Source organism: Streptomyces sp. NPDC051740, assembly GCF_044453165.1.
Lineage (GTDB): Bacteria > Actinomycetota > Actinomycetes > Streptomycetales > Streptomycetaceae > Streptomyces > Streptomyces atrovirens.
The window spans coordinates 321,361-343,533 of record NZ_JBITCL010000002.1; the positions used below are offsets into that span (position 1 = coordinate 321,361).

Here is a 22,173-nt window from a genome sequence, read left to right on the forward strand (position 1 = left end):
GGCCGGGCCGGTAGGGTCTGCACGCATGGGAGAGCAGGACATGCCTACCGGCCCCGGCAGCGGCCCGGCGCGGCAGGGCAGGCGCCGTCTCGGCGTGATGGGCGGCACCTTCGACCCGATCCACCACGGGCACCTGGTGGCGGCCAGTGAGGTCGCGGCGCAGTTCCGCCTCGACGAGGTGGTGTTCGTCCCCACCGGCCAGCCGTGGCAGAAGAGCCACCGCGCGGTGTCCGCCGCCGAGGACCGCTATCTGATGACGGTCATCGCGACCGCCGAGAACCCGCAGTTCTCGGTGAGCCGCATCGACATCGACCGCGGCGGCCCCACCTACACCACGGACACCCTGCGCGACCTGCGCGCGCTCAACCCGGACAGCGACCTGTTCTTCATCACCGGCGCCGACGCCCTCGCCCAGATCCTCACCTGGCGCGACAGCGAGGAACTGTTCTCCCTGGCACACTTCATCGGCGTGACCAGGCCCGGCCACCACCTGACCGACGCGGGCCTGCCCGAAGGCGGTGTCTCGCTCGTCGAGGTCCCCGCCCTCGCCATCTCCTCCACGGACTGCCGTGCGAGGGTCTCCAAGGGGGCACCCGTCTGGTACCTGGTGCCGGACGGAGTCGTGCGCTACATCGACAAGCGCGAGCTGTACCGCGGCGAGTGAGCCGAGAGGGGCACCGGTGAACGACCGATACGACGCGGGTTACGGGGCCGACGGGGGCGGCGCCCCGTACGAGCTCGTCGGCTACGACGAGTACGGCAGGCCCGTCTACCGCCAGGCCACGGACCAGCAGGGCCGGCAGGCCCAGCAGTACGACGGCTACCAGCAGCAGGGCTACGGCTACGACCCGTACCACACGGGCGGGCACCAGCAGCCCTCGTACGACCCCTACGGGACCGGGACCACGGCCCCGCAGCAGCCGCAGGCGCCGTCCTACGACCCCTACGGCACCCAGCAGGGCGGCCAGGGCGGCCAGGGCGGCCAGGGCGGCCAGAGCACCCCGTACGACCCCTACGGGCAGACCGCGCACACCGGGCAGCAGCCCCGTGTCACCGAGCAGACCGCGCACATTCCGCAGCAGCCCGGCCCGGCCGACGACGAGCAGGACACCGCCGGACCCGCACCGGACTACCGCACCGAGCAGTTCGCCTTCGTCGAGGAGCCCGACGGCGACTCCGAGGACGTCATCGACTGGATGAAGTTCACGGAGAACCGCACCGAGCGCCGGGAGGAGGCCAAGCGCCGCGCCCGCAGCCGGATCATCGCCCTCGTCGTGGTGTTCGCCCTGGTCGCGGCCGGCGGCGTCGGCTACCTCTGGTACGCCGGGAAACTGCCCGGCCTGTCCGACTCCGGCCCCGGCACGGGCACCACGACGGCCGCGGGCGCGCAGAAGCGGGACGTCATCGTCGTGCACCTGCACGACACCACCGACGGCGGCACCGCCACCGCCCTGCTCGTCGACAACACCACCACCGAGCAGGGCACCACCGTGCTGCTGCCCAACTCCCTCACCCTGACCGCCGACGACGGCACCACCACCACGCTCGCCAAGTCCGTCGAGGACGACGGCTCCGAGGGCACCAGGGCCGCCCTCGACACCGTCCTCGGCACCGACATCGAGGGCACCTGGCGGCTGGACACCCCCTTCCTGCTCACCCTCGTCGACCTCGTCGGCAACATCGAGGTCGACACCGACACCGACGTGCCCGACCCGGACGCCGGGAAGAAGGGCGAGGCACCCCTGGTCAAGAAGGGGAAGAACCAGACCCTCAGCGGCAAGATGGCCGTCGCCTACGCCACCCACCGCGGCTCCGGCGAGTCGCAGAACGCCCAGCTGGAGCGGTTCGGGCAGGTCCTGCACGGCGTCCTGCGCAAGATGACCTCCGACCCGGACGCCGCCACGACCACCGTCCAGACCCTCGGGCAGATCATCGAGCCGCCGCTCACCGACAAGGACCTCGGCTCCTTCCTCGCCCGGCTCTCCGACCGCGCCAAGGGCGGCGACCACAAGAGCGCGCTGCTGCCCGTGCAGGACGACGGCACGCTCACCGCGGAGGCGAGCGACAGCGTCGTCAAGGACGTCCTCGGCGGCACCGCCAAGAGCCCCGACGAGGACGCCGCCGTCAGCGTCTCCGTGCGCAACGCCACCGGGACGAAGGACAACACCGAGAAGGCCCGCGTGGTGCTCCTCAACGGCGGCTTCACCTTCCGCGACGCGGGCACCGCCGGCACCGCCGAGACCACCTCGAAGGTCGTCTACGCCGACGCCGCCGAGAAGGAGAACGCCACCGAGGTCGCCAAGACCCTGGGGCTGCCCGCCGGCTCCGTCACCAAGGGCGAGGTCTCCGCGAACGCCCGCGTCTCGGTCGTCCTCGGCCAGGACTACGACCCCGGCTCGTAGCGCGCTCCGGGCGCACCCTCCGTAATTGCGGAGGGTGCGCCCGGCGGTCCGTGAGACCCTTGGGAGCAAGTGTCCACCGACCGAAAGCCTCGCAGTGACCGCAACCGACCGTTCCCTTGAGCTCGTCACCACCGCCGCCCAGGCGGCCGCCGACAAGCTCGCGCACGACATCGTCGCCTACGACGTCAGTGACGTGCTGTCCATCACCGACGCCTTCCTGCTGGCCTCCGCGCCCAACGACCGCCAGGTCAAGTCGATCGTCGACGAGATCGAGGAGCGGCTCAGCAAGGAGCTCGGCGCCAAGCCGGTCCGCCGCGAGGGCGACCGCGAGGCCCGCTGGGTGCTGCTCGACTACGTCGACATCGTCGTCCACGTCCAGCACAGCGAGGAGCGCGTCTTCTACGCCCTGGAGCGGCTGTGGAAGGACTGCCCCGAACTGGAGCTGCCCGAGGACGCCAAGGCCACCCGGGGCAAGGCCGCCGAGCACGCCAGGCTCCAGGAGACCGAGGAGGCGGCGCAGCCGGGCGGTGACTGGCGGTGAGCGCCACCGGTGAGGTGAGCGGGTCCGCGCGCCGGGGCCGCCGCGTCATCCTGTGGCGGCACGGCCAGACGTCCTGGAACGTGGAGCGCCGCTTCCAGGGCTCCACGGACGTGGACCTCACCGAGACCGGCGTCGCCCAGGCCCGCCGGTCCGCCCGCCTCCTCGCGGGGCTCAAGCCCGACGCGATCGTCGCCTCCGACCTGAGGCGGGCCGCGGCCACCGCCGCCGAGCTCGCCGCGCTCACCGGCCTCGACGTCACCTTCGACGAGGCCCTGCGGGAGACCTACGCGGGCGTCTGGCAGGGCCTGACGCACGACGAGATCATCGCCAGGTACGGCGACGAGTACACCGCGTGGAAGCGCGGCGAGCCGGTCCGCCGGGGCGGGGGCGAACTGGAGACCGAGGTCGCCGACCGCGCCGCCCCCGTGGTGCTGCGGCACGTCGACAAGCTCCCCGGGGACGGCACGCTCGTCGTGGTCAGCCACGGCGGCACCATCCGCACCACCATCGGCCGGCTGCTCGGACTCGACCCGCACAACTGGGAGAGCCTGGGCGGTCTCACCAACTGCTGCTGGTCCGTCCTCGGCGAGGGTGCCCGCGGCTGGCGGCTGCTCGAGCACAACGCCGGCACCCTGCCGGAACCGGTGCTCGGCGACGACGACTGAGAGTGCTTCGATCCGGCCCCGGGACGCCCCGGGACCCGGATTTCACTTTCCGGCAGGTCACAGGCTAAAGTTCTTCTTGTTCGCCCCGCCGAGCGGGAGGGAACACCAGGAAGCCGGTCACATGGCAACCAGGGGCTATAGCTCAGTTGGTAGAGCGCCTGCATGGCATGCAGGAGGTCAGGAGTTCAATTCTCCTTAGCTCCACATGACGAAGATCCCGCCTCCCCCAGGGAGGCGGGATCTTTTGTTGTCCGCCGTTGAGCAGGACGGCTCTCACGGGCGTATACCTCCGCGAGGCGTCGAGCCGTGTCCCTACCGGTACCCCGGCGTCGCTGACCGTGTCGGCCCGGTCGTGGCAGAATCAAACGGCCGGAAGGGGGCGCGGCCCGACGGGAGGGAGTTGTGATGCCTGCGAGCATCCTCGAGGAGGTCGACCACCTCCTCGGAGCGGTGTCGACGCGACGGACCTCTACCCGCCTCAGCTGCCCTTCCTGCGGCTCCGCGCACGTCGCCCAGGTGCTCGGCGACAACGGCGGGATCTCCTACGTGTGCACGGCCTGCGGCCACAGCTGGAGCTGACCGATGGGTGCACACAGGCGGAAGTGCGACTGGTGCGGCAGCGGGACGCCGATCGTCCGGGACATGGAGCCGCTCAACCCCGACTACCAGTACTGGTGCGAGGAATGCGCGCGGGCGCTGATCATAAAAGGCGACCCCATCGAGACGTACCGCGAACTCGAGGGGGAGCCGATCTACGGTCGGCTGCTGGAGGAGCACTGCACGCTCAAGCGCTTCTATTCGTTCGTGACCGCGTGACCCTCGGTGAGGGAAATTCGGGACATAGGTGAGCGAAGCGAAACCGATTTGGTGTTGGCCCGGGTCGACCGTGTAAAGTTGGCGTCGCCGCCGGGGAAACCGGGCGGACCAAGCAAGGGGCTATAGCTCAGTTGGTAGAGCGCCTGCATGGCATGCAGGAGGTCAGGAGTTCAATTCTCCTTAGCTCCACAGAAGTCGAGGGCGGATCATCCGAACGGATGGTCCGCCCTCGACGGTTGTCCGGGACCTCGCTGCTTGTCCCGGACCGTGCTGGTCGTCCCGGGACCTCGTCGGTCGTCCCGGACCGCCGCAGCGGCCCGGGACCCGTCTCAGCGGCCCGGGACCCGTCTCAGCGGCCCAGGGCGCGCCGGCCGCGCCCCTGCGAGAGCACCGGCAGATTGCGGGACGGCGCCTTCGCCTGGGGCGACTCGTCCTCGATGCGCAGGGCCAGCGCCGGGCAGCGGCGCACCGCCCGCAGCGCCTTCGCCTCCGCGAAACGCGGCACCTGGGCCTGAGCCACCGTCGGGAAGCCGTCCGCGCCGAGCTGGAACACCTCCGGGAGGATGTCCGCGCACAGGCCGTGGCCCCGGCACAGCGTCCAGTCGACGTAGATCTTCTGGCGGCTGGGCCCGTTCTCCTCGCCTCCGCCGCCCGGGATGCCCGTAGGGGCCCTGCCCCCCTCGAAGAGCGGCAGGACGCCCGCCACGGGCCGTCCGCAGCCGTTGCCGAGGACATGCGCGGCGAGGTCGTCGGTGAACGCCTTGACGGTCGACTCCAGGAACATCGCGGAGCCGTCCGGGTGCGAACACGCCCCGCGCCGCTTCACGTTCTTGGCGACCTGCTTGACCGCCTCCAGGGCGGCGGGACCGCCGCCGTTGAGGATGTCCTCCAGGCCGCGCGCGGCGGCCGGCAGCCCCAGGTAGCAGGGGCCGCACTGGCCGGCGCTCTCCTCCGCCAGCCACTGGGCGACCCGCAGCGACTCGCCCAGCGGACAGGTGTCCTGACTGATCGGCAGGATCGCCCCGGCGCCGAGCGCACCGCCCACGGCGTCCAGGGAGTTGCGGGAGACGATCGCCTCGTTGACGGTCGCCGCGTCGATCCACTTGCCGTGGTAGCCGCCCGTCAGCACCCCCTGCGGCACCGGGGGAGCCCCGGCGAGCTGGAGGATGTAGCGCAGCGGCACACCCGTCGGCGCCTCGATCACCATCGGGCGGGCCACCGCCCCCGACACCGTGAGCATCACGGTGCCCGGTTCGTCGTACAGGCCGGTGTTGCCGTAGCGCTCCGGGCCGATGCGGGCGGCGATGGCGAGCTGGGCGAACGTCTCGGCGTTGGACAGCAGCGTGGGCGCGCCGCCGACGCCGTTCTTCGAGGCGCTGGTCTTGCGGCCCGGCGGGATCGCCGGGCCGCCGTCGATCGAGCGGATCAGGGAGGCCGCCGCGCCGGTGACCATGCGGACCGGGTTGCGCTGCACACGGGCGCGCAGCGCGGAGCGGCGTCCGTTGTTCAGGCCGCGTTCGGCGAGCGCGGCCTCCATGGAACGCTGGGTGGACTCCCGGGTGACCCCCACCACGAGCGTGCGGGCACCCATGGCCTCGGCACACAGCAGCGCGCCGTCCAGGATGAGGTGCGGGGCACGGTTGATCAGCACCGTGTCCTTGCGGCAGGCCGGTTCGTCCTCGCTGCCGTTGACGACGACGACCGGCCGCACGCCGCGCTTGATCGCCGTTTCGGCGACCGAGCGCAGCTTCTTGTGGAAGGGGAACCCCGCGCCGCCGCGGCCCCTGAGGTTGATGCGTTCGGCGAGCTGCGCGAGCTGCTCGCCGCCCAGGGGCTCGAGCGGCCCGTGCACCTTGAGGTGCATGGGCAGATCGAGCCGGTCCACAAGGTCGAAGCCCGACGTGAGCTGGGGAAGCCCGACCACGCGGACTTCGGGTACGTCGGGCAGGGCCTCGTTCACCAGCGACCTCCGAGGGTGCCCCCGGCTTCGGCCGGGAGAGGAATCGGGCTCCTGCGCGGCAGGGCGGGAAACGGGGTTCCACCCCGAGGGCGGCAGACGGACCGGTCGGCCGGATGGGCCGACTGCCGTGTGCCGCGAGGACCAGGCACGCGCAGCTCTTCCAGTGCTGTTGTCGGGGGAGGGCTCAATTGAAGCCTCCGGAAGACGTGTTCGGTGTGTTCGTCGTGTTCCAGGATTCGCCCGAACCCGGTGCGTCGAAGTCGTAGGACGACGACGCGCCGGGGTTCGGTGCGGGGGCGGGACCGCTGTTGTACGTGTCACTCGGGTTGTACGTGCCGTAGAGGCCGTTCGTCTCACCGGTGTCGCGCACATCACGTGAACCGAACCCGGAGGCGGCCGAATTGTCATAGGCCGGGATGTTGTATCCGGTGTCCTGGAGCGGGTCGTACGCCGACGGCGGGGCCTCGCCGACCGGCGGCGGGGACGGGATCGGCCAGCTGCCCGAGGTGCTGGAGGGGCCGTCCACGCGCGGGATGGCCTCCGTGGGCTGCATGTCCAGCGGCAGTTCCATGCGGGCGGTCGCGTCGGTGAGGGGGGTCTGTCCGAGCGGCGTCCGGCCGGGCGCCGACACCGCGCGGTAGGCGGCCGCGAAGCCGTTCGCCGGTTCCGGGGCGGGCGCGCGCTCGGCGGTCTCGTACAGCGGGCGCTCCCCGCGCGGGTTCTCGCCCCGCCAGTCGCCGTCCCCGCGCGGGCGCCCCTCGTCCCGCGCGGAGCCGTGCCCGCCGTCGTATCCCGGCAGGGGGGACCCGGCCGCCCGGGACCTGCTCTCCTCCCACTGCTTCTCACGGCTCCGCGGCTGGTCGGCGGCGCCGAGCAGTGCGGTGAGCCGGTCGGCGATCCTGCGCTTCACGCGGGGCGGGGAGGCGCGCACGGCGAGGGCCGCCATGACGCCGACCACGGACAGCCCGTAGAGGATCGTGAAGATCGGCTTCGCCGCTCGACCCGCGTAGAGGCCGTGCACCAGCGCGGCGCACCAGGCCGGATAGGCCAGCATGTGCATCGCCCGCCAGCGGGCCGCGACCGGCGCCGGGGAGGCGAAGCGGTTGCGCAGCACACCGGTGATGCCGACGAAGACCATCAGCATTCCGGCGAGGGTGCCGAGCCCGATGAGGACCCCCCTGCCGGCGACGGCCTCGTCGTCGGTGAGGAGCAGCCCGAAGGGGATCACCGCGGCGATCCAGGTGGTGTGTTCCTGCAGCAGCTTGACGACGATGTGCACCAGCAGGAAGACGATCGAGGCGACCGCGGTCGTCCGGTGCACCGCCTGCGCCAGGATCCGCTGCCGGGGGCCGAGCAGGATGCGGTCCTGGGCGACGAGTCCCCAGATCACCGAACAGCTCAGGCAGACCAGGGACAGCACGCCCGCACCGAAGCTGAGGAACTCGACGAGCCAGTCGTCCGCCGTGCTGTCGTCCGGCCTCACGACCTGCCTCCCGGCGTCCCGACGCGGAGCGGACACGACGGAGTCGCAGCCGACCGGCCCCGAGCGGGGGGTGGGCTGCTGTCTGGACGAGGGTTCATGGGGCGTCTCCGAAGGTTCGGTAAAGCGGTCCCGCCGCCGAACTCTAAGGGTCGTCATACCGACGAGTACGAGGTTTGAGTTATTGCGCTGTTATCAAAAGACAATGAGGCCGTTGTGATGTCCCTTAGCAGTCGTTACGCGAAGTAATCTTTGACCTTGGGTCAACGCGTCGTGGAAGCGCGTCGCGGCCGGATCGGCGGCTGCGGTACCCTGGCGCCATGCGTGCCGTACGCCTTCTGCTTAGCGAGCCGCGCTGATCAGTCCCGACCGCCGGTGACCGGCAGGTCGGAATCGGCGCGGCGTCCCCTCCTGTGCGAGGGGATTTTTCATTTCCGGGAAGTTCGCAGCAGCAGGCAGAGACGATCGATGGAGCATTGAGGATCATGAGCGAGACGAACCCCGCTGCCACCGCAGCCGCGGAGGCCGCGCCGCACCGCTACACGGCCGCCCTGGCCGCCGAGATCGAGGCACGCTGGCAGGACTTCTGGGACGCCGACGGCACCTACGCCGCGCCCAACCCGAGCGGCGACCTGTCGGGCGATCCGGAGACGGCCGCCAGGCCCAAGAAGTTCATCATGGACATGTTCCCGTACCCCTCCGGTGCGGGACTGCACGTCGGACACCCGCTGGGCTACATCGCCACCGACGTCTTCGCCCGCTTCCAGCGCATGACCGGGCACAACGTCCTGCACACCCTGGGCTTCGACGCCTTCGGCCTGCCCGCCGAGCAGTACGCGGTGCAGACCGGCACGCACCCGCGCGTGTCGACCGAGGCCAACATGGAGAACATGAAGTCCCAGCTGCGCCGGCTGGGCCTGGGCCACGACAAGCGCCGCTCGTTCGCCACGATCGACCCGGACTACTACAAGTGGACCCAGTGGATCTTCCTGCAGATCTTCGACTCCTGGTACGACGACGAGGCGAAGCGGGCCCGCCCGATCTCCGAGCTGGTCGAGAAGTTCGAGTCCGGTGAGCGCGGCGTCCCCGGCGACCGCTCCTGGAGCGAGCTGACCGAGGCCGAGCGCGCCGACGTCCTGGGCGAGTACCGCCTGGCCTACGCCTCCGACGCGCCGGTCAACTGGTGCCCCGGCCTGGGCACCGTGCTGGCCAACGAGGAGGTCACCGCCGAGGGACGCTCCGAGCGCGGCAACTTCCCCGTCTTCAAGGCCAAGCTGCGCCAGTGGAACATGCGCATCACGGCTTACGCCGACCGCCTGCTGGACGACCTGGACGCCCTGGACTGGCCCGAGGCCATCAAGCTGCAGCAGCGCAACTGGATCGGCCGCTCCGAGGGCGCCCGCGTCGGCTTCCCCATCGACGGCGAGAACATCACCGTCTTCACCACCCGCCCCGACACCCTGTTCGGCGCGACCTACATGGTGCTGGCGCCCGAGCACCCGCTGGTCGAGAAGTTCACGCCCCAGGAGTGGCCCGAGGGCACCCACGAGGTGTGGACCGGCGGGCACGCCACACCCGCGGAGGCCGTCGCCGCCTACCGCGCGCAGGCCGCCTCCAAGTCCGACGTCGAGCGGCAGGCCGAGGCCAAGGACAAGACCGGCGTCTTCATCGGCGCGTACGCCACCAACCCGGTCAACGGCGAGCGGGTCCCCGTCTTCATCGCCGACTACGTCCTGATGGGCTACGGCACCGGCGCGATCATGGCCGTCCCGGCGGGCGACCAGCGCGACTTCGAGTTCGCGCGCGCCTTCGAGCTGCCGATCCGCTGCATCGTCGAGCCGACCGACGGCCGCGGCACCGACACCTCCACGTGGGAGAACGCCTTCTCCTCGTACGACGCGAGGATCATCGACTCGTCGAACGACGAGGTCTCCCTGGACGGCCTGGGCGTCGCCGAGGCCAAGGCGCGCGTCATCGAGTGGCTGGAGCGGTCGGGCCACGGCGAGGGCACCGTCAACTTCCGCCTGCGCGACTGGCTGTTCAGCCGGCAGCGCTACTGGGGCGAGCCCTTCCCGATCGTCTACGACGAGGACGGCGTCGCCCACGCCCTGCCCGAGTCGATGCTGCCGCTGGAGCTGCCCGAGGTCGAGGACTACAGCCCGCGCACCTTCGACCCGGACGACGCCGACACCCGGCCCGAGACGCCGCTGTCGCGCAACGAGGACTGGGTCAACGTCACTCTGGACCTGGGCGACGGGCCGAAGAAGTACCGCCGCGAGACCAACACCATGCCCAACTGGGCCGGTTCCTGCTGGTACGAGCTGCGCTACCTGGATCCGCACAACAGCGAGAAGCTGGTCGACCCGGCCATCGAGCAGTACTGGATGGGCCCGCGCGAGGGCATGCCGCACGGCGGCGTCGACCTGTACGTCGGCGGCGCCGAACACGCCGTGCTGCACCTGCTGTACGCCCGCTTCTGGTCCAAGGTGCTGTACGACCTGGGGCACGTGTCGTCCGCGGAGCCGTTCCACAAGCTGTTCAACCAGGGCATGATCCAGGCCTACGTCTACCGCGACAGCCGGGGCATCGCCGTACCGGCCGCCGAGGTGGAGGAGCGCGACGGCGGCTACTGGTACCAGGGCGAGAAGGTCTCCCGGCTGCTGGGCAAGATGGGCAAGTCCCTGAAGAACGCCGTCACTCCGGACGAGATCTGCGCCGAGTACGGGGCCGACACGCTGCGCCTGTACGAGATGGCCATGGGTCCGCTGGACGTCTCCCGGCCGTGGGACACCCGCGCGGTGGTCGGCCAGTTCCGGCTGCTGCAGCGGCTGTGGCGCAACATCGTCGACGAGACGACGGGGGAGGTGACCGTCGTCGACACCCAGGACGTCGACGAGGACACCCTGCGCGCCCTGCACAAGGCGATCGACGGCGTGCGCGGCGACCTGGAGGGCATGCGCTTCAACACCGCCATCGCCAAGGTCACCGAGCTGAACAACCACCTGACCAAGCGGGGAGACGCGCTGCCGCGCCCCGTCGCGGAGTCCCTGGTGCTGCTGGTCGCCCCGCTGGCCCCGCACATCGCCGAGGAGCTGTGGCGCAAGCTGGGGCACACGGATTCGGTGGTGCACCGGGACTTCCCGGTCGCCGACCCGGCGTACGTGGTCGACGAGACCGTCACCTGTGTCGTGCAGATCAAGGGCAAGGTCAAGGCGCGGCTGGAGGTGTCCCCGGGCATCGCCGAGGACGAGCTGGAGAAGGTCGCGCTGGCCGACGAGCGGGTCGTCGCGGCACTGGACGGGGCCGGGATCCGCAAGGTGATCGTCCGGGCGCCGAAGCTGGTGAACATCGTCCCGGCGTGAGGTGAGCGTTCCGGGGTCCGGCCGGTGTGATCCGCCGGACGGGCTTCGGGCTCCAGGGCGCCCGGTGGTCCGGGTGGTCCCCTAAGGGCAGGTTCGGGGTTTTCCAGGAACTCCGGACCTGCCCGCTGCGTTTACCGTTGAAGAGCGGCGCGAAGTGCGCCGGGACGGCCGGAAGGGCCCGGAGGAGGAGCTTCGTGGAGACGGTGTTCGCAGTGGTCGCCCTGCTCTTCGTGCTCTTCGTCGTGCTCGGCGCCTACGCCACGGTGAAGGTCGTCGGCGCCGCCAAGCGCAGCGCGGACCGCCACATCACCCAGGCCCGCCGCACGGTCGAGGACCACACCCTGCGGGCCAAGGCCTTCGCGCAGCCCGGTCCGGCCGGCGAGATCGCCCAGCTCCGGCTGGGGCTGCGCACCTCCATGCGGGCCACCCAGGACGCCCTGGAGGCCGCCGTCGCCGAGGACGAGTCCCTCAAGGAGTCCCTCGGCCTCTTCCAGCGGCTCAGCGCGCACGGCCACGAACTGGACGGCGAACTCAGGCGCCTGGAGTCCGAACCGGACCGCACCACCCTCGCCGCCCGGCTGCCCGAGCTGCGCGAGCGCACCGAGCGCATCACGAGCGCCGCGGACTCCCTGCGCTGGGCGGCCCGCGACCGCGCCCGCCGGTTCGCCTCCGACGACCTGGACTCGCTGAGCGAGCAGATCGACATGGAGGCCGGGGCCCTGCGCCACTGGACCACCACGGAACAGCACCCGGCACCCCCGCCCTGGCCCGAGACCCCCGCCACCGACGCCCCGACGGCCGGCCGGACCCGGCAGGACACCCCGGAGCCCGCCACGGCGAAGGAACCGGAACAGCGGCCCGCCATCACCCCGCCGGCACCGCGCCCCACCTACTCCTGGCAGAAGAAGCCCCGCCCCGAGAGCACCACATGAGCACCCCCTGATCCGGCCACCGTCGGCCCCGCCCCGCGAGGCCGGGCTGCCGCACGGGCACCACGGCAGGTAACCTCCAGCTCATGTCCCGCCATGTCGCGATCGTCACCGATTCAACGGCCTACCTGCCGGCCCGGACGATGGAGCGGCACCGCATCACGGCGGTACCCCTGACCGTGGTCCTGGGCGACCGCGCGCTCGAAGAGGGCACCGAGATCTCCACCCGCTCCCTCGCCCAGGCTTTGCAGAAGCGGCGCCCGGTCACGACCTCGCGGCCCGGCCCCGAGGTGTTCGCCGAGACCTACCGCAGGGTCGCCGAGTCGGGCGCGACCGGCATCGTCTCCCTCCACCTCTCCGCCGAGCTCTCCGGCACCTACGACGCGGCGGTCGTCGCGGCCCGGCAGGCTCCGGTGCCGGTACGGGTGGTGGACACCGGGATGATCGCGATGGCGCTCGGGTTCTGCGCGCTGGCGGCGGCGGAGACCGCGGAGGCGGGCGGCACGGTGGACGAGGCGGTCACGGCCGCGGAGAAGCGGGCGGCGGACACGTCCGCCTACTTCTACGTCGACACGCTCGACTATCTGCGCCGGGGCGGCCGGATCGGCGCCGCGCAGGCCCTGCTGGGCTCGGCCCTCGCGGTCAAGCCGCTGCTGCAGCTCGCGGGCGGCCGTATCGAACCGCTGGAGAAGGTACGCACGGCGTCGAAGGCGATCGCCCGCCTGGAGGAGATCGCGGCCGAGCGGGCGGGCGGGGCGGAGGTCGACGTCGCCGTCCACCATCTCGCCGCGCAGGAGCGCGCGTCGGCCCTCGCCGACCGGCTGCGGACCCGGCTGCCGGGACTGGCCGACCTGCACGTCAGCGAGGTGGGCGCGGTGATCGGGGCGCACACGGGGCCAGGGCTGCTGGGGGTCGTGGTCTCGGCCCGGTGAGGCCGGTGTGCTCGTACGGGTGACGGGGTTGTCCACAATCGGGCGGTAGTCCCCGGAAATCGAGCAAGATCATCGCGAGTGGGCCGATGTGCCGGATCCTCCTGGCATGGCACTTCGATCACGCTCACGCACAGCGACGGCGACCAGCGGCCCGGGCCGCCCACCCGCCTCCGACGGCCGCGCCCGCCACCGCCGGCCCACCGGACCCCGCGGACGGACCCCACAACGGGACCGCCGGACGGCGGCGGAGGAACTCCGCCGCCGGGCGGAGTCACTGTTCGACGGCGACGACCACACCACGCACGGCAGGCGCCCCCCGGCCTGGGCCCTGACCGGCACCCGACGTATCACACGGGCCGGTCCTTCGGAGGCCGGGGACCGGTCGGGGGCTGTGGGGCGGGCGGGGGGTGCGGACCGCGTGAGCGGTGCGGACCGTGGGACGGCCGCGGATCGCGTGCCGGCCCAGGGCCGCCCGGCGGCCCTGGAGCGTCGGGGCGCCGGGGAGCATGCGGCGGTGGCCGGGAACCGGGCGGTGGATGTGGGCCGGTCGGGGTCTGAGGGCCGGTTGGCGGATGTGGGCCGGTCGGGGTCTGAGGGCCGGTTGGCGGATGTGGGCCGGTCGGGGTCTGAGGGCCGGTTGGCGGACGTGGGCCGGTCGGGGCCTGGGGGCGGGCCGGCGGACGTGGGCCGGTCGGGGGCTCCGGAGCGGTCGGTGGGGCCGGGGCGGGCGGCGGCCGTGGACCGGCAGGCTGCGCAGGGACGGGCGACGGCTGGGGAACTTCTCGCGGCGGGGCCCGGTGGTGGTGCGGGCGCGGTGGACGACGAGGGCGACATCGCGGGCCCGGAGGAAGCCGGAGGTGTGTCCGCACGGGGACGGCGGCGGGAGCGGGCCGGGCTCGCGCTGCGGGAGCGCCTGCCGTTGTGGGTGCAGACGCGGTGCGGGATGGAACGGCGGAGCGTGGTCGCGCTGTCGGTGCTGCTCGTGGTCGCCGTGGGATTCGCCGTACAGCACTTCTGGACCGGGCGGACCCAGCCGGTACGGGCACCGGAGGTGGTGCGGGCGGCGGCGGTTCCGCACGGGGAGCACGTCAAGGACGCGGCGAAGGGAGCGACCGCGCCGGACGGTGCGGTGAAGCCCGGCGCCCCGGGGCCGGCGGGGACCGAGATCGTGGTCGACGTCAGCGGCAAGGTGCGGGACCCGGGAATCCACCGCCTGCCCGCCGGTTCACGCGTCGAGGACGCGCTGCGGGCAGCCGGCGGAGTACGCCCCGGCACCAGGACCGACACCCTGAACCGCGCCCGTTTCCTCGTCGACGGCGAACAGGTGGTCGTCGGGGGCCCGGCACCGGCCGGAACAGCCCCCGGCGGCAGCCCCGGTACGGCGGGAACGGCGGCGGGAGCCGGCCCCACCGCCCCGGTGTCCCTCAACACCGCCACCGTGGACCAGCTCGACACCCTGCCCGGAGTCGGTCCCGTGCTGGCCCGGCACATCGTCGACCACCGCACCCGCAACGGCGGTTTCCGCTCGGTGGACGAACTCCGCGAGGTGAACGGCATCGGCGACCGCCGTTTCGCGGATCTGCGGAACCTCGTACGGCCATGAGGACCGAGCCGACGGACCCGGCGGCGCCACCGCCCCCGCAGCCCACCGCCCGGCGGCACGTCCACGCCGCCTCCGGGAAGCGGCTCGGAGCCGCGCACCCGAGGCAGGAGGGACCGGCGGACCTACGACTGGTCCCGCCCGCCCTGGCCGCCTGGGCCACGGCCGCCGTGATGCTGCACGCCCCGCCCGGCCGGGCGGCGGGCGCGGTGATCGTCTCCCTGCTGACGGCCGGCGCTCTCCTCGTGGCGCGCGGCCGCCTGACCGGGCGGGCACGGGCCACCGCCCACGCCACCACCGCCGTCCTGCTCTGCGTCGCGGCGGCCGCCGGATCGGCGGGACTGCACGGCGCGGACCTGCGACGGGGCCCCGTGCCCGCACTGGCGCGGGAGTACGCCCCGGTGACCGCCGAGGTCGAGACCACCTCCGACCCCCGGCTCACCCGGCCCAGGGGCAGCGGCAACCACATGGCCCCGGCATCCGTACTGATCGAGGCCGACGTACGACGGGTGGAGCGGGCCGACGGCACGGCGGAGACGACCCGCACGCCCGTACTGCTGATCATCGACCCGGGCCCGTCCGAACGCACCGCACCGGACGCCGAGGGCCGCTCCCCTTGGCTCGCCCTCCTGCCCTCCACCCGCCTCCGCGTCGAGGCACGGCTCGCCCCGGCGAGGGCGGGCGGCGACCGGTTCGCCGCAGTGCTGCGGGTGAAGGGCCGCGACGGCCCGGAGACCGTGGGCCGGCCGTCGGGTCCGCAGCGGCTGGCGGGACGGCTGCGGGCCGGACTGCGGGAGGCGACCGACGGACTGCCGGCGGACGCGCGGGCGCTGCTGCCCGGCCTGGTCGTGGGCGACACCGCGAGGATCACCCCGGAGCTGGACGAGGCGTTCCGGGAGACCGACCTCACCCACACGCTCGCCGTCTCCGGCGCCAACTTCACCATCCTCCTCGCCCTGCTCCTCGGGCCGCCCGGCCTGGCGCAGCAGGCCGAGCGCCGCGGACTCGCGCCCCGCCTCGGCATCTCCCTGCGGGCCACCGCACTCCTCGGCGCCGTGCTCTCCCTCGCCTTCGTCGTCGTGTGCCGGCCCGACCCCAGCGTGCTGCGGGCCGCCGCCTGCGGATCCGTCGCCCTGCTCGCGCTCGCCACCGGCCGCCGCAGATCACTGATCCCGGCGCTGGCGACGGCGGTCCTGCTCCTGGTGCTGTACGACCCGTGGCTGGCCCGCGGTTACGGCTTCCTGCTCTCCGTGCTGGCCACCGGAGCGCTGCTCACCCTCGCGCCGCGCTGGAGCGCGGGACTGCGGCGGCACGGGGTGCCGCCCCGCCTCGCGGAGGCGCTGGCCGCCGCGGGTGCCGCGCAGGCCGTGTGCGCACCGGTGGTCACCGTGCTGGCGGCGCGGGTCAGCCTGGTGGCGATCCCGTGCAACCTGCTCGCGGAGTTCGCGCTCGCACCGGCCACGGTGCTGGGCTTCCTGGCCCTGGCCACGGCACCGGTGGCGATGCCGGCGGCGAAGGCACTGGCCTGGTGCGCGAGCTGGCCGGCCCAGTGGCTCGCACAGGTCGCCAGAACGGGGTCCGCGCTGCCCGGCGCGGGAGTGGACTGGCCCGGCGGCTGGACCGGCGCGGCAGCGCTCGGCGCCCTCACCCTGGCGGCGCTGCTCGTAGGACGGCGGCTGCCGAGACACCCCTGGTGGTGCGCTGCCTGCGCACTCCTGCTGGTACTGGTGGTGCTGCAGCCACGGCCCCTCACCCGGGCGATCACGGGCTGGCCCCCGCCGGGCTGGCGGATGGTGATGTGCGATGTCGGCCAGGGCGACGCGCTGGTGCTGGCGGCGGGCGGGAACGCCGGCGTGGTCGTGGACGCCGGCCCCGACCCGGCCCTCGTCGACCACTGCCTGCGCTCCCTCGGCATCACCAGCGTCCCGCTCGTCGTCCTGACCCACTTCCACGCCGACCACGTGGCGGGCCTGCCCGGCGTACTGCGCGGACGCGCGGTGGGCGCAGTCGAGACGACGTCCTTCGAAGAACCCGCCGACCAGGCCGCGTTCGTCCGAAGACTCGCCGCCGCCCGGCACATCCCGGTGACGCACGCCGCGGCCGGTGAGGCACGGCGTACGGGGGAGCTGTCCTGGGAAGTGGTGTGGCCACCGCCGGACGCCCCGTCGGCCACGGGCCCACAGCCCACGGGCCCACAGCCCACGGGCCCACAGCCCACGGGCCCCGTGCCGGAGGGCCCGAACGACGCCAGCGTGGCCATGCTGGTCCGCACGGCCGGCCTGCGCCTGCTGCTCCTCGGAGACCTGGAACCCCCGGCCCAGCGGGCCCTGGCGAGATCACCGGCGGTCCGGCGACTGGCCGGCGTGGACGTCCTCAAGGTCGCCCACCACGGCTCGGCGTACCAGGACCCGGACCTGATGCGCCGCGCGGCCCCACGGCTGGCACTGATCAGCACGGGGGAGGACAACACGTACGGGCATCCGGCTCCGGGCACGGTGGCCGCCCTGCGTGCCGGGGGAGCGACGGTGCTGCGTACGGACCGGGACGGGGCGCTGGCGGTGGCCGGCGGCGAGAATGGGAGCAGGGAGCTGAGGGTGGCGCGACACTGACGTTCCCCGCCCCGGCTTCGTCAGCTGTTCGCTCTCCAGGCGCCCACGGGTCCCCGCCGCCTTCGGGCGGCGGGGACCTTTCGTCGTGCCCGGAAGAGGGGAGCCGCGCAAGGCGCTCGCACAGAACCGACCTCGCCCCCTGTTCGGGCGGTGACGAAGCTGCTGGGAGGGGCGAGGCCGTGATGTCTTCGGACGCTGCCCCGGATCCGTACGCCGACCCGCTGAAGTCCGGGCAGCGAGTGCAGGTCCTCGACGCCTCCCAGCCGGCGCCGTCTTCTCGGTCGTTCTGGACGGGGCGTGTACGGGAGGCAAGGGCCCCGGACGGCCTCCGCCGCGGCGCGACCGGCTCCCCGCTCCACCGTCGGCCACTTCCCTGTCCGGCTCCGGGCGGCGTTGCTCGAAGGGGCAGCTTCCGCTGTCTGTGCGGGCATTCCGGCAGGCTGCCCTTGTGAGGCTTCGGAGTCGACCCGTATCGTCCGGCCCTGACGTGCGTCCGGATCTGGTTGCGGACGGGAACTGCCGCGGTGAGCAAGGAGTTTGTTGTGCGAATGGGCGGCCGGGAGAAAGCGGACGAGCGGTCTGACGCGAAGGCGTTGGCGAACTCCGGGCGGCGTCGGCCGTCCGCCGCGCCGCACGCCGGCGGTCTGCTCTCGCTGCAGTTGGCCTTCGGCAACCAGGCTGTCGTGCAGATGCTCCGGCAGACGGGACATCCGTGGGCGCGGGAGGAACACCAGCACGGCGCGGGCTGCGGCCACGAGAGCGCGCAGCAGCCCGCGGTGCAGCGCTCGGCCGTGTCCGAAGTGCTGCGCGGGGCCGGTCGTCCGCTGGACTCGGCCCTTCGCGCCGATCTGGAGCCCAAGATGGGCGCGGACTTCTCCGGCGTCCGGGTCCACGACGACGCCGCTGCCCAGGCGTCGGCCGCCGAGATCGGGGCCGGCGCCTACACCGCCGGCAACCACATCGTCATCGGCAAGGGCGGGGCCGACCGGCGCACCATGGCCCACGAGCTGACCCATGTGATCCAGCAGAGCCGGGGTCCGGTCGAGGGGACGGACAACGGTTCGGGGCTGCGGATCTCGGACCCCTCCGACCGTTTCGAGCGCGAAGCCGAGGCGAACGCGGCGCGCATCGTGTCGGGCCCGGCTCCGGTCCAGCGTCAGGTGGACGACGCCGCGCACGGGGCCGTGCCCCTCCAGACCGCCTCGGGGGCGTCCGAGGTCATGGTGCAGCGCACGGTGGAGGAGGACCTGACCGACAATCCGCGGGACTTCCTGGCGGCCAACATGCTCTCCATGGACGTGGTGGCGGGCATGAAGGCGCGCTGGAGCCGACCGGCACTGAATGACGCGTACCACAAACTCGGGTCGATCCTGGGCGGCCTGACCCGTCACTGGTTCGTCCTGACGGCCGACCCGCGGCGACAGGGTTCCGGCCCGGCGTACCTGTTGACCCCCGCCCTGGAGATGTACGTGGCGGACCAGGAGCACCGGGCGGCGTACCCGTTCCTGCAGGAGCTCGCCGGGCACCCGGACCTGCCGCCCGTCCAGCCCGAGAGCAGCTACCTCCACTCCTCGTACGTCCCCTACCTCACGGGTGGCGCGCGCAATCCCGAGACGCAGGTGGGCCACCAGGAGATCCCGAAGGAGCCGGGGGACGCTCCGGGTGCGGGCCTCGTCTTCACGGCCACGATGAACGGATGCGCCTTCGCCGTCACCGGGAGCTCCCAGGGGCCGGGCATGTTCCGGGCCTGGCACTACCAGTCGCCCGGCAGTCGGATGGCGGACGCGCTGGAATTCCAGCACACCCACCGCACCACGGACTGGTTCGGCGACGAGGAGTACATGGGGCCCGGGGCCGGCAGGACCCTGCCCGAGGTCACGAACATGCTGAGCTTCGGGCAGAACGGCTGGGAGGTCCTCGGCCAGGAGGTCCTGGTGTCCGCGTCCGACATGAACGACGCGCGCATCGGCAAGACCTCCGCCCGTCCGCTCAACCTGGGACCGGCTGACGGCGACCGGAGATTCAGCCAGGCCGGCGCGGTCTACAAGGGCCTGGCCCACAAGCACCTGGGCATCGTCAGCGGCGCGGGCGAGGCGATCAAGGCGCGCAAGGCCCCGAAGGACGTGCAGGACGTGGTCACCGAGGCCCAGAGGAGGGTGGCCGACGGTGTGGGGGAAATCCTCCTCGCCGGAAATGCCGCCAAGCTGCACGAGGGCACCGGCTTGGCCGTGCGCTTCGCCGGTGTCACGTGGGTGTCGCTGCAGACCGTGCTCAACAAGCACGAGAACAGCAGGGAGGACTGGAGCGGCAAGCTGAACTACTTCGTCGAGACGTTCGGGAACTACCGTCAGTGGCTGTCGGATCTGCGGACCGCCGCGGAGCGCCTGCGGCAGCCCGCCGACCAGTAGCGCTTCTGCCGGGCGGCGAGCAAGCCGAGCGCGGGACACAGCTCCCGGCCCGACCCGAACACGGTCACCGGGCCGCGGACCGGGAACGACGGCGCTGTGGACGGACCGGGACGGGGCACCGGCGGTGACCGGGGGCGGAAACGGGAGCGGGGAACCGCGGGTGGCGCGACACTGAGGGCATGACTGAGGGGATGAACACCGCGGGAGTCGACGCCTATCTGCGCCGCCTGGGCGTCGAGCAGCCCGCCTGGCCCACCGTGGACGCGCTGCGCGAGCTGCACCTGCGGCATCTGGAGACCGTGCCGTTCGAGAACCTGTCCATTCATCTCGGCGAGGAGGTCGTGCTGGAGGGGAAGCGGCTGCTGGACAAGGTGGTGGAGGCGCGGCGGGGCGGGTTCTGCTACGAACTCAACGGCGTCTTCGGGGCGTTGCTCGCCGCCCTCGGCTATGACGTCCAGCTGCTCGCGGCGCGGGTGTACGGCGACGGGGGCCGGCTCGGCATCCCGTACGACCATCTCGCGCTGCGGGTACGGACGGTGGACGGCGGCGACTGGCTGGCCGACGTCGGTTTCGGCGCCCACTTCCACCTGCCGCTGGCCTTCGGGGAGCGCGGGGAGCAGGAGGATCCCGGGGGCACGTTCCGGATCGCCGAGGCGGGCGCCGACGCGGCCGGGGTGCGCGGCGGGTCCGACCGGGTGGAGGCGGCGGACCTGGACGTGAGCCGGAACGGGCTGCCGGTGTACCGGCTGGAGGTCCGGCCGAGGACGCTCGCCGACTTCACGGCCGGGGCGTGGTGGCACAGCAGCTCACCGGCCTCCCACTTCACGCGGTCGCCGGTGTGCTCGCGGATCACCGGGGACGGGGGCAGGATCACGCTCAGCGGCCGGCGGTTCACGGTCACCGCGCCGGACGGGACGCGGCAGGAGCACGAGACCGGGACGGACGAGGAGGTGCTCGCGCTCTACCGGGACCGGTTCGGGATCGCGCTGGACACGGTGCCGACGGTGCGCGCCACCGTGACGGGCGGCTGACCGGGCACCGGGACGGGCGGCCGACCCCCGTACCGGACAATGGCCCGTGTGAGTGATGTGCGACATGTGCTGGTGCTGCCCGACCGTGATGCCGCGGAGGAGGTGGCCGAGGCCCTCGGGGAACGGTTCGGCGTGGACGAGGAGCCGCGGCTGGTACGGGACGCCCTGGCGGGGGAGGACGACGCGGAGGACGCGCAGTGGCTCGTCGTCCTGCGGGACGAACCGGCCCGGCTGGACCCCGGGGAGCTGAACGAGTTCGTGGCCGGGTGGGACGGCTGGCGGGAGGAGCCGTAGCCCGGTAGCCGTCGGCGGGAGGAGCCGTAGTCCGGTAGCCGTCGGCCGGGGAGCCGTAGCCCGGTGACCGCCGGCCGGGCGGCGGTGTCAGTGGCGCGTGGGATGCTTGTCGCGATGGCCAGGAAGACCGCATCCGACGACCTCCTCGCCCCGGTGACGCTCGCCGTGGGCCAGGAGGACCTGCTGCTCGACCGTGCCGTACGGGAGGTGGTGGCCGCCGCGCGGGCCACCGACGCCGACACGGACGTACGCGACCTGACACCGGACCGGCTCCAGCCCGGCACCCTCGCCGAGCTGACCAGCCCGTCGCTCTTCGCGGAGCGCAAGGTCGTGGTCGTACGCGATGCGCAGGACCTGTCCGCCGACACCGTCAAGGACGTGAAGGCGTACCTCGGCTCGCCCGCCGAGGAGATCACGCTGGTCCTGCTGCACGCGGGCGGCGCCAAGGGCAAGGGGCTGCTCGACGCGGCGCGCAAGGCGGGGGCGCGCGAGGTGGCGTGTCCGAAGATGACCAAGCCGGCGGACCGGCTGGCCTTCGTGCGCGGCGAGTTCCGGACCACCGGCCGGTCGGCCACCCCGGAGGCGTGCCAGGCGCTGGTCGACGCCATCGGCAGCGATCTGCGGGAGCTGGCCTCGGCGGTGTCCCAGCTGGTCGCGGACGTCGAGGGCACGATCGACGAGGCGGTCGTCGGCCGGTACTACACCGGGCGGGCCGAGGCGTCGAGTTTCGAAGTCGCCGACCGGGCGGTCGAAGGACGTGCGGCGGAGGCGCTGGAAGCCCTGCGCTGGTCGCTGTCGACCGGGGTGGCCCCGGTCCTGATCACCAGTGCGCTGGCCCAGGGGGTACGGGCGATCGGCAAGCTGTCGTCGGCGCGCGGCGGCAGATCCGCCGATCTCGCCCGCGAGCTGGGCATGCCGCCCTGGAAGATCGACCGGGTCCGGCAGCAGATGCGTGGCTGGACCCCGGACGGCGTGGCCGTGGCGCTGCGCGCGGTCGCCGAGGCGGACGCGGGTGTGAAGGGCGGCGGGGACGACCCGGAGTACGCCCTGGAGAAGGCCGTCGTCACCATCGCCCGCGCGGCGCGCTCGCGGGGACGGGCGTAGCACCCGCGGTGAGACGGCGCGGGCGGGAGGCCGGGCGTGG

17 protein-coding genes and 2 tRNA genes are annotated in these 22,173 nt (G+C 72.8%); 17 read left to right on the top strand and 2 right to left on the bottom strand.

Features of this window, described 5'->3' with window-relative positions; genetic code table 11:
- Nucleotides 1-25 precede the first annotated feature (25 nt).
- From nadD to ACIA6T_RS04520, 8 genes are all read left to right on the top strand, one after another.
- On the top strand, nucleotides 26-664 hold the full coding sequence (nadD, locus tag ACIA6T_RS04485; RefSeq protein WP_399445059.1) for a nicotinate-nucleotide adenylyltransferase: 639 nt from the start codon (nucleotides 26-28) through the stop codon (nucleotides 662-664).
- Nucleotides 665-680: 16 nt separating this feature from the next.
- A complete protein-coding gene (locus tag ACIA6T_RS04490) occupies nucleotides 681-2,402 on the top strand; it encodes a LytR C-terminal domain-containing protein (RefSeq protein WP_399445060.1) in 1,722 nt (573 codons plus the stop codon).
- A gap of 94 nt (nucleotides 2,403-2,496) precedes the next feature.
- Nucleotides 2,497-2,943 carry a ribosome silencing factor gene (gene rsfS, locus ACIA6T_RS04495; protein WP_399445061.1) on the top strand — a complete coding sequence of 149 codons (447 nt, stop codon included), beginning with the start codon at nucleotides 2,497-2,499 and terminating at the stop codon, nucleotides 2,941-2,943.
- Entirely contained in the window at nucleotides 2,934-3,608 is a 675-nt protein-coding gene (locus ACIA6T_RS04500; protein WP_399445307.1) for a histidine phosphatase family protein, read from the top strand. The genes rsfS and ACIA6T_RS04500 overlap by 10 nt, the downstream gene beginning before the upstream one ends.
- Before the next feature lie 131 nt (nucleotides 3,609-3,739).
- Nucleotides 3,740-3,812: transfer RNA gene (locus ACIA6T_RS04505), tRNA-Ala, on the top strand.
- A gap of 201 nt (nucleotides 3,813-4,013) precedes the next feature.
- Nucleotides 4,014-4,187: a hypothetical protein gene (locus ACIA6T_RS04510; protein ID WP_006136075.1), complete on the top strand. Its 174-nt coding sequence runs from the start codon at nucleotides 4,014-4,016 to the stop codon at nucleotides 4,185-4,187.
- Between the two features lie 3 nt (nucleotides 4,188-4,190).
- Nucleotides 4,191-4,424, top strand: coding sequence for a hypothetical protein (locus tag ACIA6T_RS04515; RefSeq protein WP_019523121.1), 234 nt, complete (start codon nucleotides 4,191-4,193; stop codon nucleotides 4,422-4,424).
- A 116-nt stretch (nucleotides 4,425-4,540) separates the two neighbouring features.
- Nucleotides 4,541-4,613: transfer RNA gene (locus tag ACIA6T_RS04520), tRNA-Ala, on the top strand.
- Between the two features lie 160 nt (nucleotides 4,614-4,773).
- Here ACIA6T_RS04520 and ACIA6T_RS04525 read toward each other — a convergent pair.
- Nucleotides 4,774-6,384 carry an NADH-ubiquinone oxidoreductase-F iron-sulfur binding region domain-containing protein gene (locus ACIA6T_RS04525; RefSeq protein WP_385058074.1) on the bottom strand — a complete coding sequence of 537 codons (1,611 nt, stop codon included), beginning with the start codon at nucleotides 6,382-6,384 and terminating at the stop codon, nucleotides 4,774-4,776.
- Nucleotides 6,385-6,568: 184 nt separating this feature from the next.
- Nucleotides 6,569-7,867, bottom strand: coding sequence for a cytochrome b/b6 domain-containing protein (locus ACIA6T_RS04530; protein ID WP_399445062.1), 1,299 nt, complete (start codon nucleotides 7,865-7,867; stop codon nucleotides 6,569-6,571).
- A 482-nt stretch (nucleotides 7,868-8,349) separates the two neighbouring features.
- Between ACIA6T_RS04530 and leuS the strand changes: the two genes are divergently transcribed.
- From leuS to holA, 9 genes are all read left to right on the top strand, one after another.
- Nucleotides 8,350-11,226: a leucine--tRNA ligase gene (gene leuS / locus ACIA6T_RS04535; RefSeq protein WP_399445063.1), complete on the top strand. Its 2,877-nt coding sequence runs from the start codon at nucleotides 8,350-8,352 to the stop codon at nucleotides 11,224-11,226.
- 194 nt (nucleotides 11,227-11,420) lie between these two features.
- The gene (locus ACIA6T_RS04540) at nucleotides 11,421-12,158 is read left to right on the top strand and encodes a hypothetical protein (protein WP_399445064.1); all 738 of its coding nucleotides are present in this window, start codon (nucleotides 11,421-11,423) and stop codon (nucleotides 12,156-12,158) included.
- A gap of 83 nt (nucleotides 12,159-12,241) precedes the next feature.
- On the top strand, nucleotides 12,242-13,087 hold the full coding sequence (locus ACIA6T_RS04545) for a DegV family protein (protein ID WP_073931930.1): 846 nt from the start codon (nucleotides 12,242-12,244) through the stop codon (nucleotides 13,085-13,087).
- 637 nt (nucleotides 13,088-13,724) lie between these two features.
- Nucleotides 13,725-14,690 carry a helix-hairpin-helix domain-containing protein gene (locus ACIA6T_RS04550; RefSeq protein WP_399445065.1) on the top strand — a complete coding sequence of 322 codons (966 nt, stop codon included), beginning with the start codon at nucleotides 13,725-13,727 and terminating at the stop codon, nucleotides 14,688-14,690.
- A complete protein-coding gene (locus tag ACIA6T_RS04555; protein ID WP_399445066.1) occupies nucleotides 14,687-17,296 on the top strand; it encodes a ComEC/Rec2 family competence protein in 2,610 nt (869 codons plus the stop codon). Before ACIA6T_RS04550 ends, ACIA6T_RS04555 begins: the two co-directional genes overlap by 4 nt.
- 548 nt (nucleotides 17,297-17,844) lie before the next feature.
- Nucleotides 17,845-19,704 carry a DUF4157 domain-containing protein gene (locus ACIA6T_RS04560; RefSeq protein ID WP_399445067.1) on the top strand — a complete coding sequence of 620 codons (1,860 nt, stop codon included), beginning with the start codon at nucleotides 17,845-17,847 and terminating at the stop codon, nucleotides 19,702-19,704.
- Between the two features lie 191 nt (nucleotides 19,705-19,895).
- Nucleotides 19,896-20,735 carry an arylamine N-acetyltransferase gene (locus tag ACIA6T_RS04565; RefSeq protein WP_399445308.1) on the top strand — a complete coding sequence of 280 codons (840 nt, stop codon included), beginning with the start codon at nucleotides 19,896-19,898 and terminating at the stop codon, nucleotides 20,733-20,735.
- A gap of 39 nt (nucleotides 20,736-20,774) precedes the next feature.
- Entirely contained in the window at nucleotides 20,775-21,029 is a 255-nt protein-coding gene (locus tag ACIA6T_RS04570) for a hypothetical protein (protein ID WP_385058088.1), read from the top strand.
- A gap of 114 nt (nucleotides 21,030-21,143) precedes the next feature.
- The gene (holA, locus tag ACIA6T_RS04575; protein ID WP_399445068.1) at nucleotides 21,144-22,133 is read left to right on the top strand and encodes a DNA polymerase III subunit delta; all 990 of its coding nucleotides are present in this window, start codon (nucleotides 21,144-21,146) and stop codon (nucleotides 22,131-22,133) included.
- The last annotated feature ends 40 nt before the right edge of the window (nucleotides 22,134-22,173 follow it).

Excerpts from the sequence above, each read along its gene's own strand:
- holA (WP_399445068.1), top strand. The coding sequence starts at position 21,144 with ATGGCCAGGAAGACCGCATCCGACGACCTCCTCGCCCCGGTGACGCTC.
- ACIA6T_RS04560 (WP_399445067.1), top strand. The coding sequence starts at position 17,845 with ATGGGCGGCCGGGAGAAAGCGGACGAGCGGTCTGACGCGAAGGCGTTG.
- nadD (WP_399445059.1), top strand. The coding sequence starts at position 26 with ATGGGAGAGCAGGACATGCCTACCGGCCCCGGCAGCGGCCCGGCGCGG.
- ACIA6T_RS04510 (WP_006136075.1), top strand. The coding sequence starts at position 4,014 with ATGCCTGCGAGCATCCTCGAGGAGGTCGACCACCTCCTCGGAGCGGTG.
- ACIA6T_RS04555 (WP_399445066.1), top strand. The coding sequence starts at position 14,687 with ATGAGGACCGAGCCGACGGACCCGGCGGCGCCACCGCCCCCGCAGCCC.
- leuS (WP_399445063.1), top strand. The coding sequence starts at position 8,350 with ATGAGCGAGACGAACCCCGCTGCCACCGCAGCCGCGGAGGCCGCGCCG.
- ACIA6T_RS04545 (WP_073931930.1), top strand. The coding sequence starts at position 12,242 with ATGTCCCGCCATGTCGCGATCGTCACCGATTCAACGGCCTACCTGCCG.
- ACIA6T_RS04515 (WP_019523121.1), top strand. The coding sequence starts at position 4,191 with ATGGGTGCACACAGGCGGAAGTGCGACTGGTGCGGCAGCGGGACGCCG.
- ACIA6T_RS04565 (WP_399445308.1), top strand. The coding sequence starts at position 19,896 with ATGAACACCGCGGGAGTCGACGCCTATCTGCGCCGCCTGGGCGTCGAG.
- ACIA6T_RS04570 (WP_385058088.1), top strand. The coding sequence starts at position 20,775 with ATGGCCCGTGTGAGTGATGTGCGACATGTGCTGGTGCTGCCCGACCGT.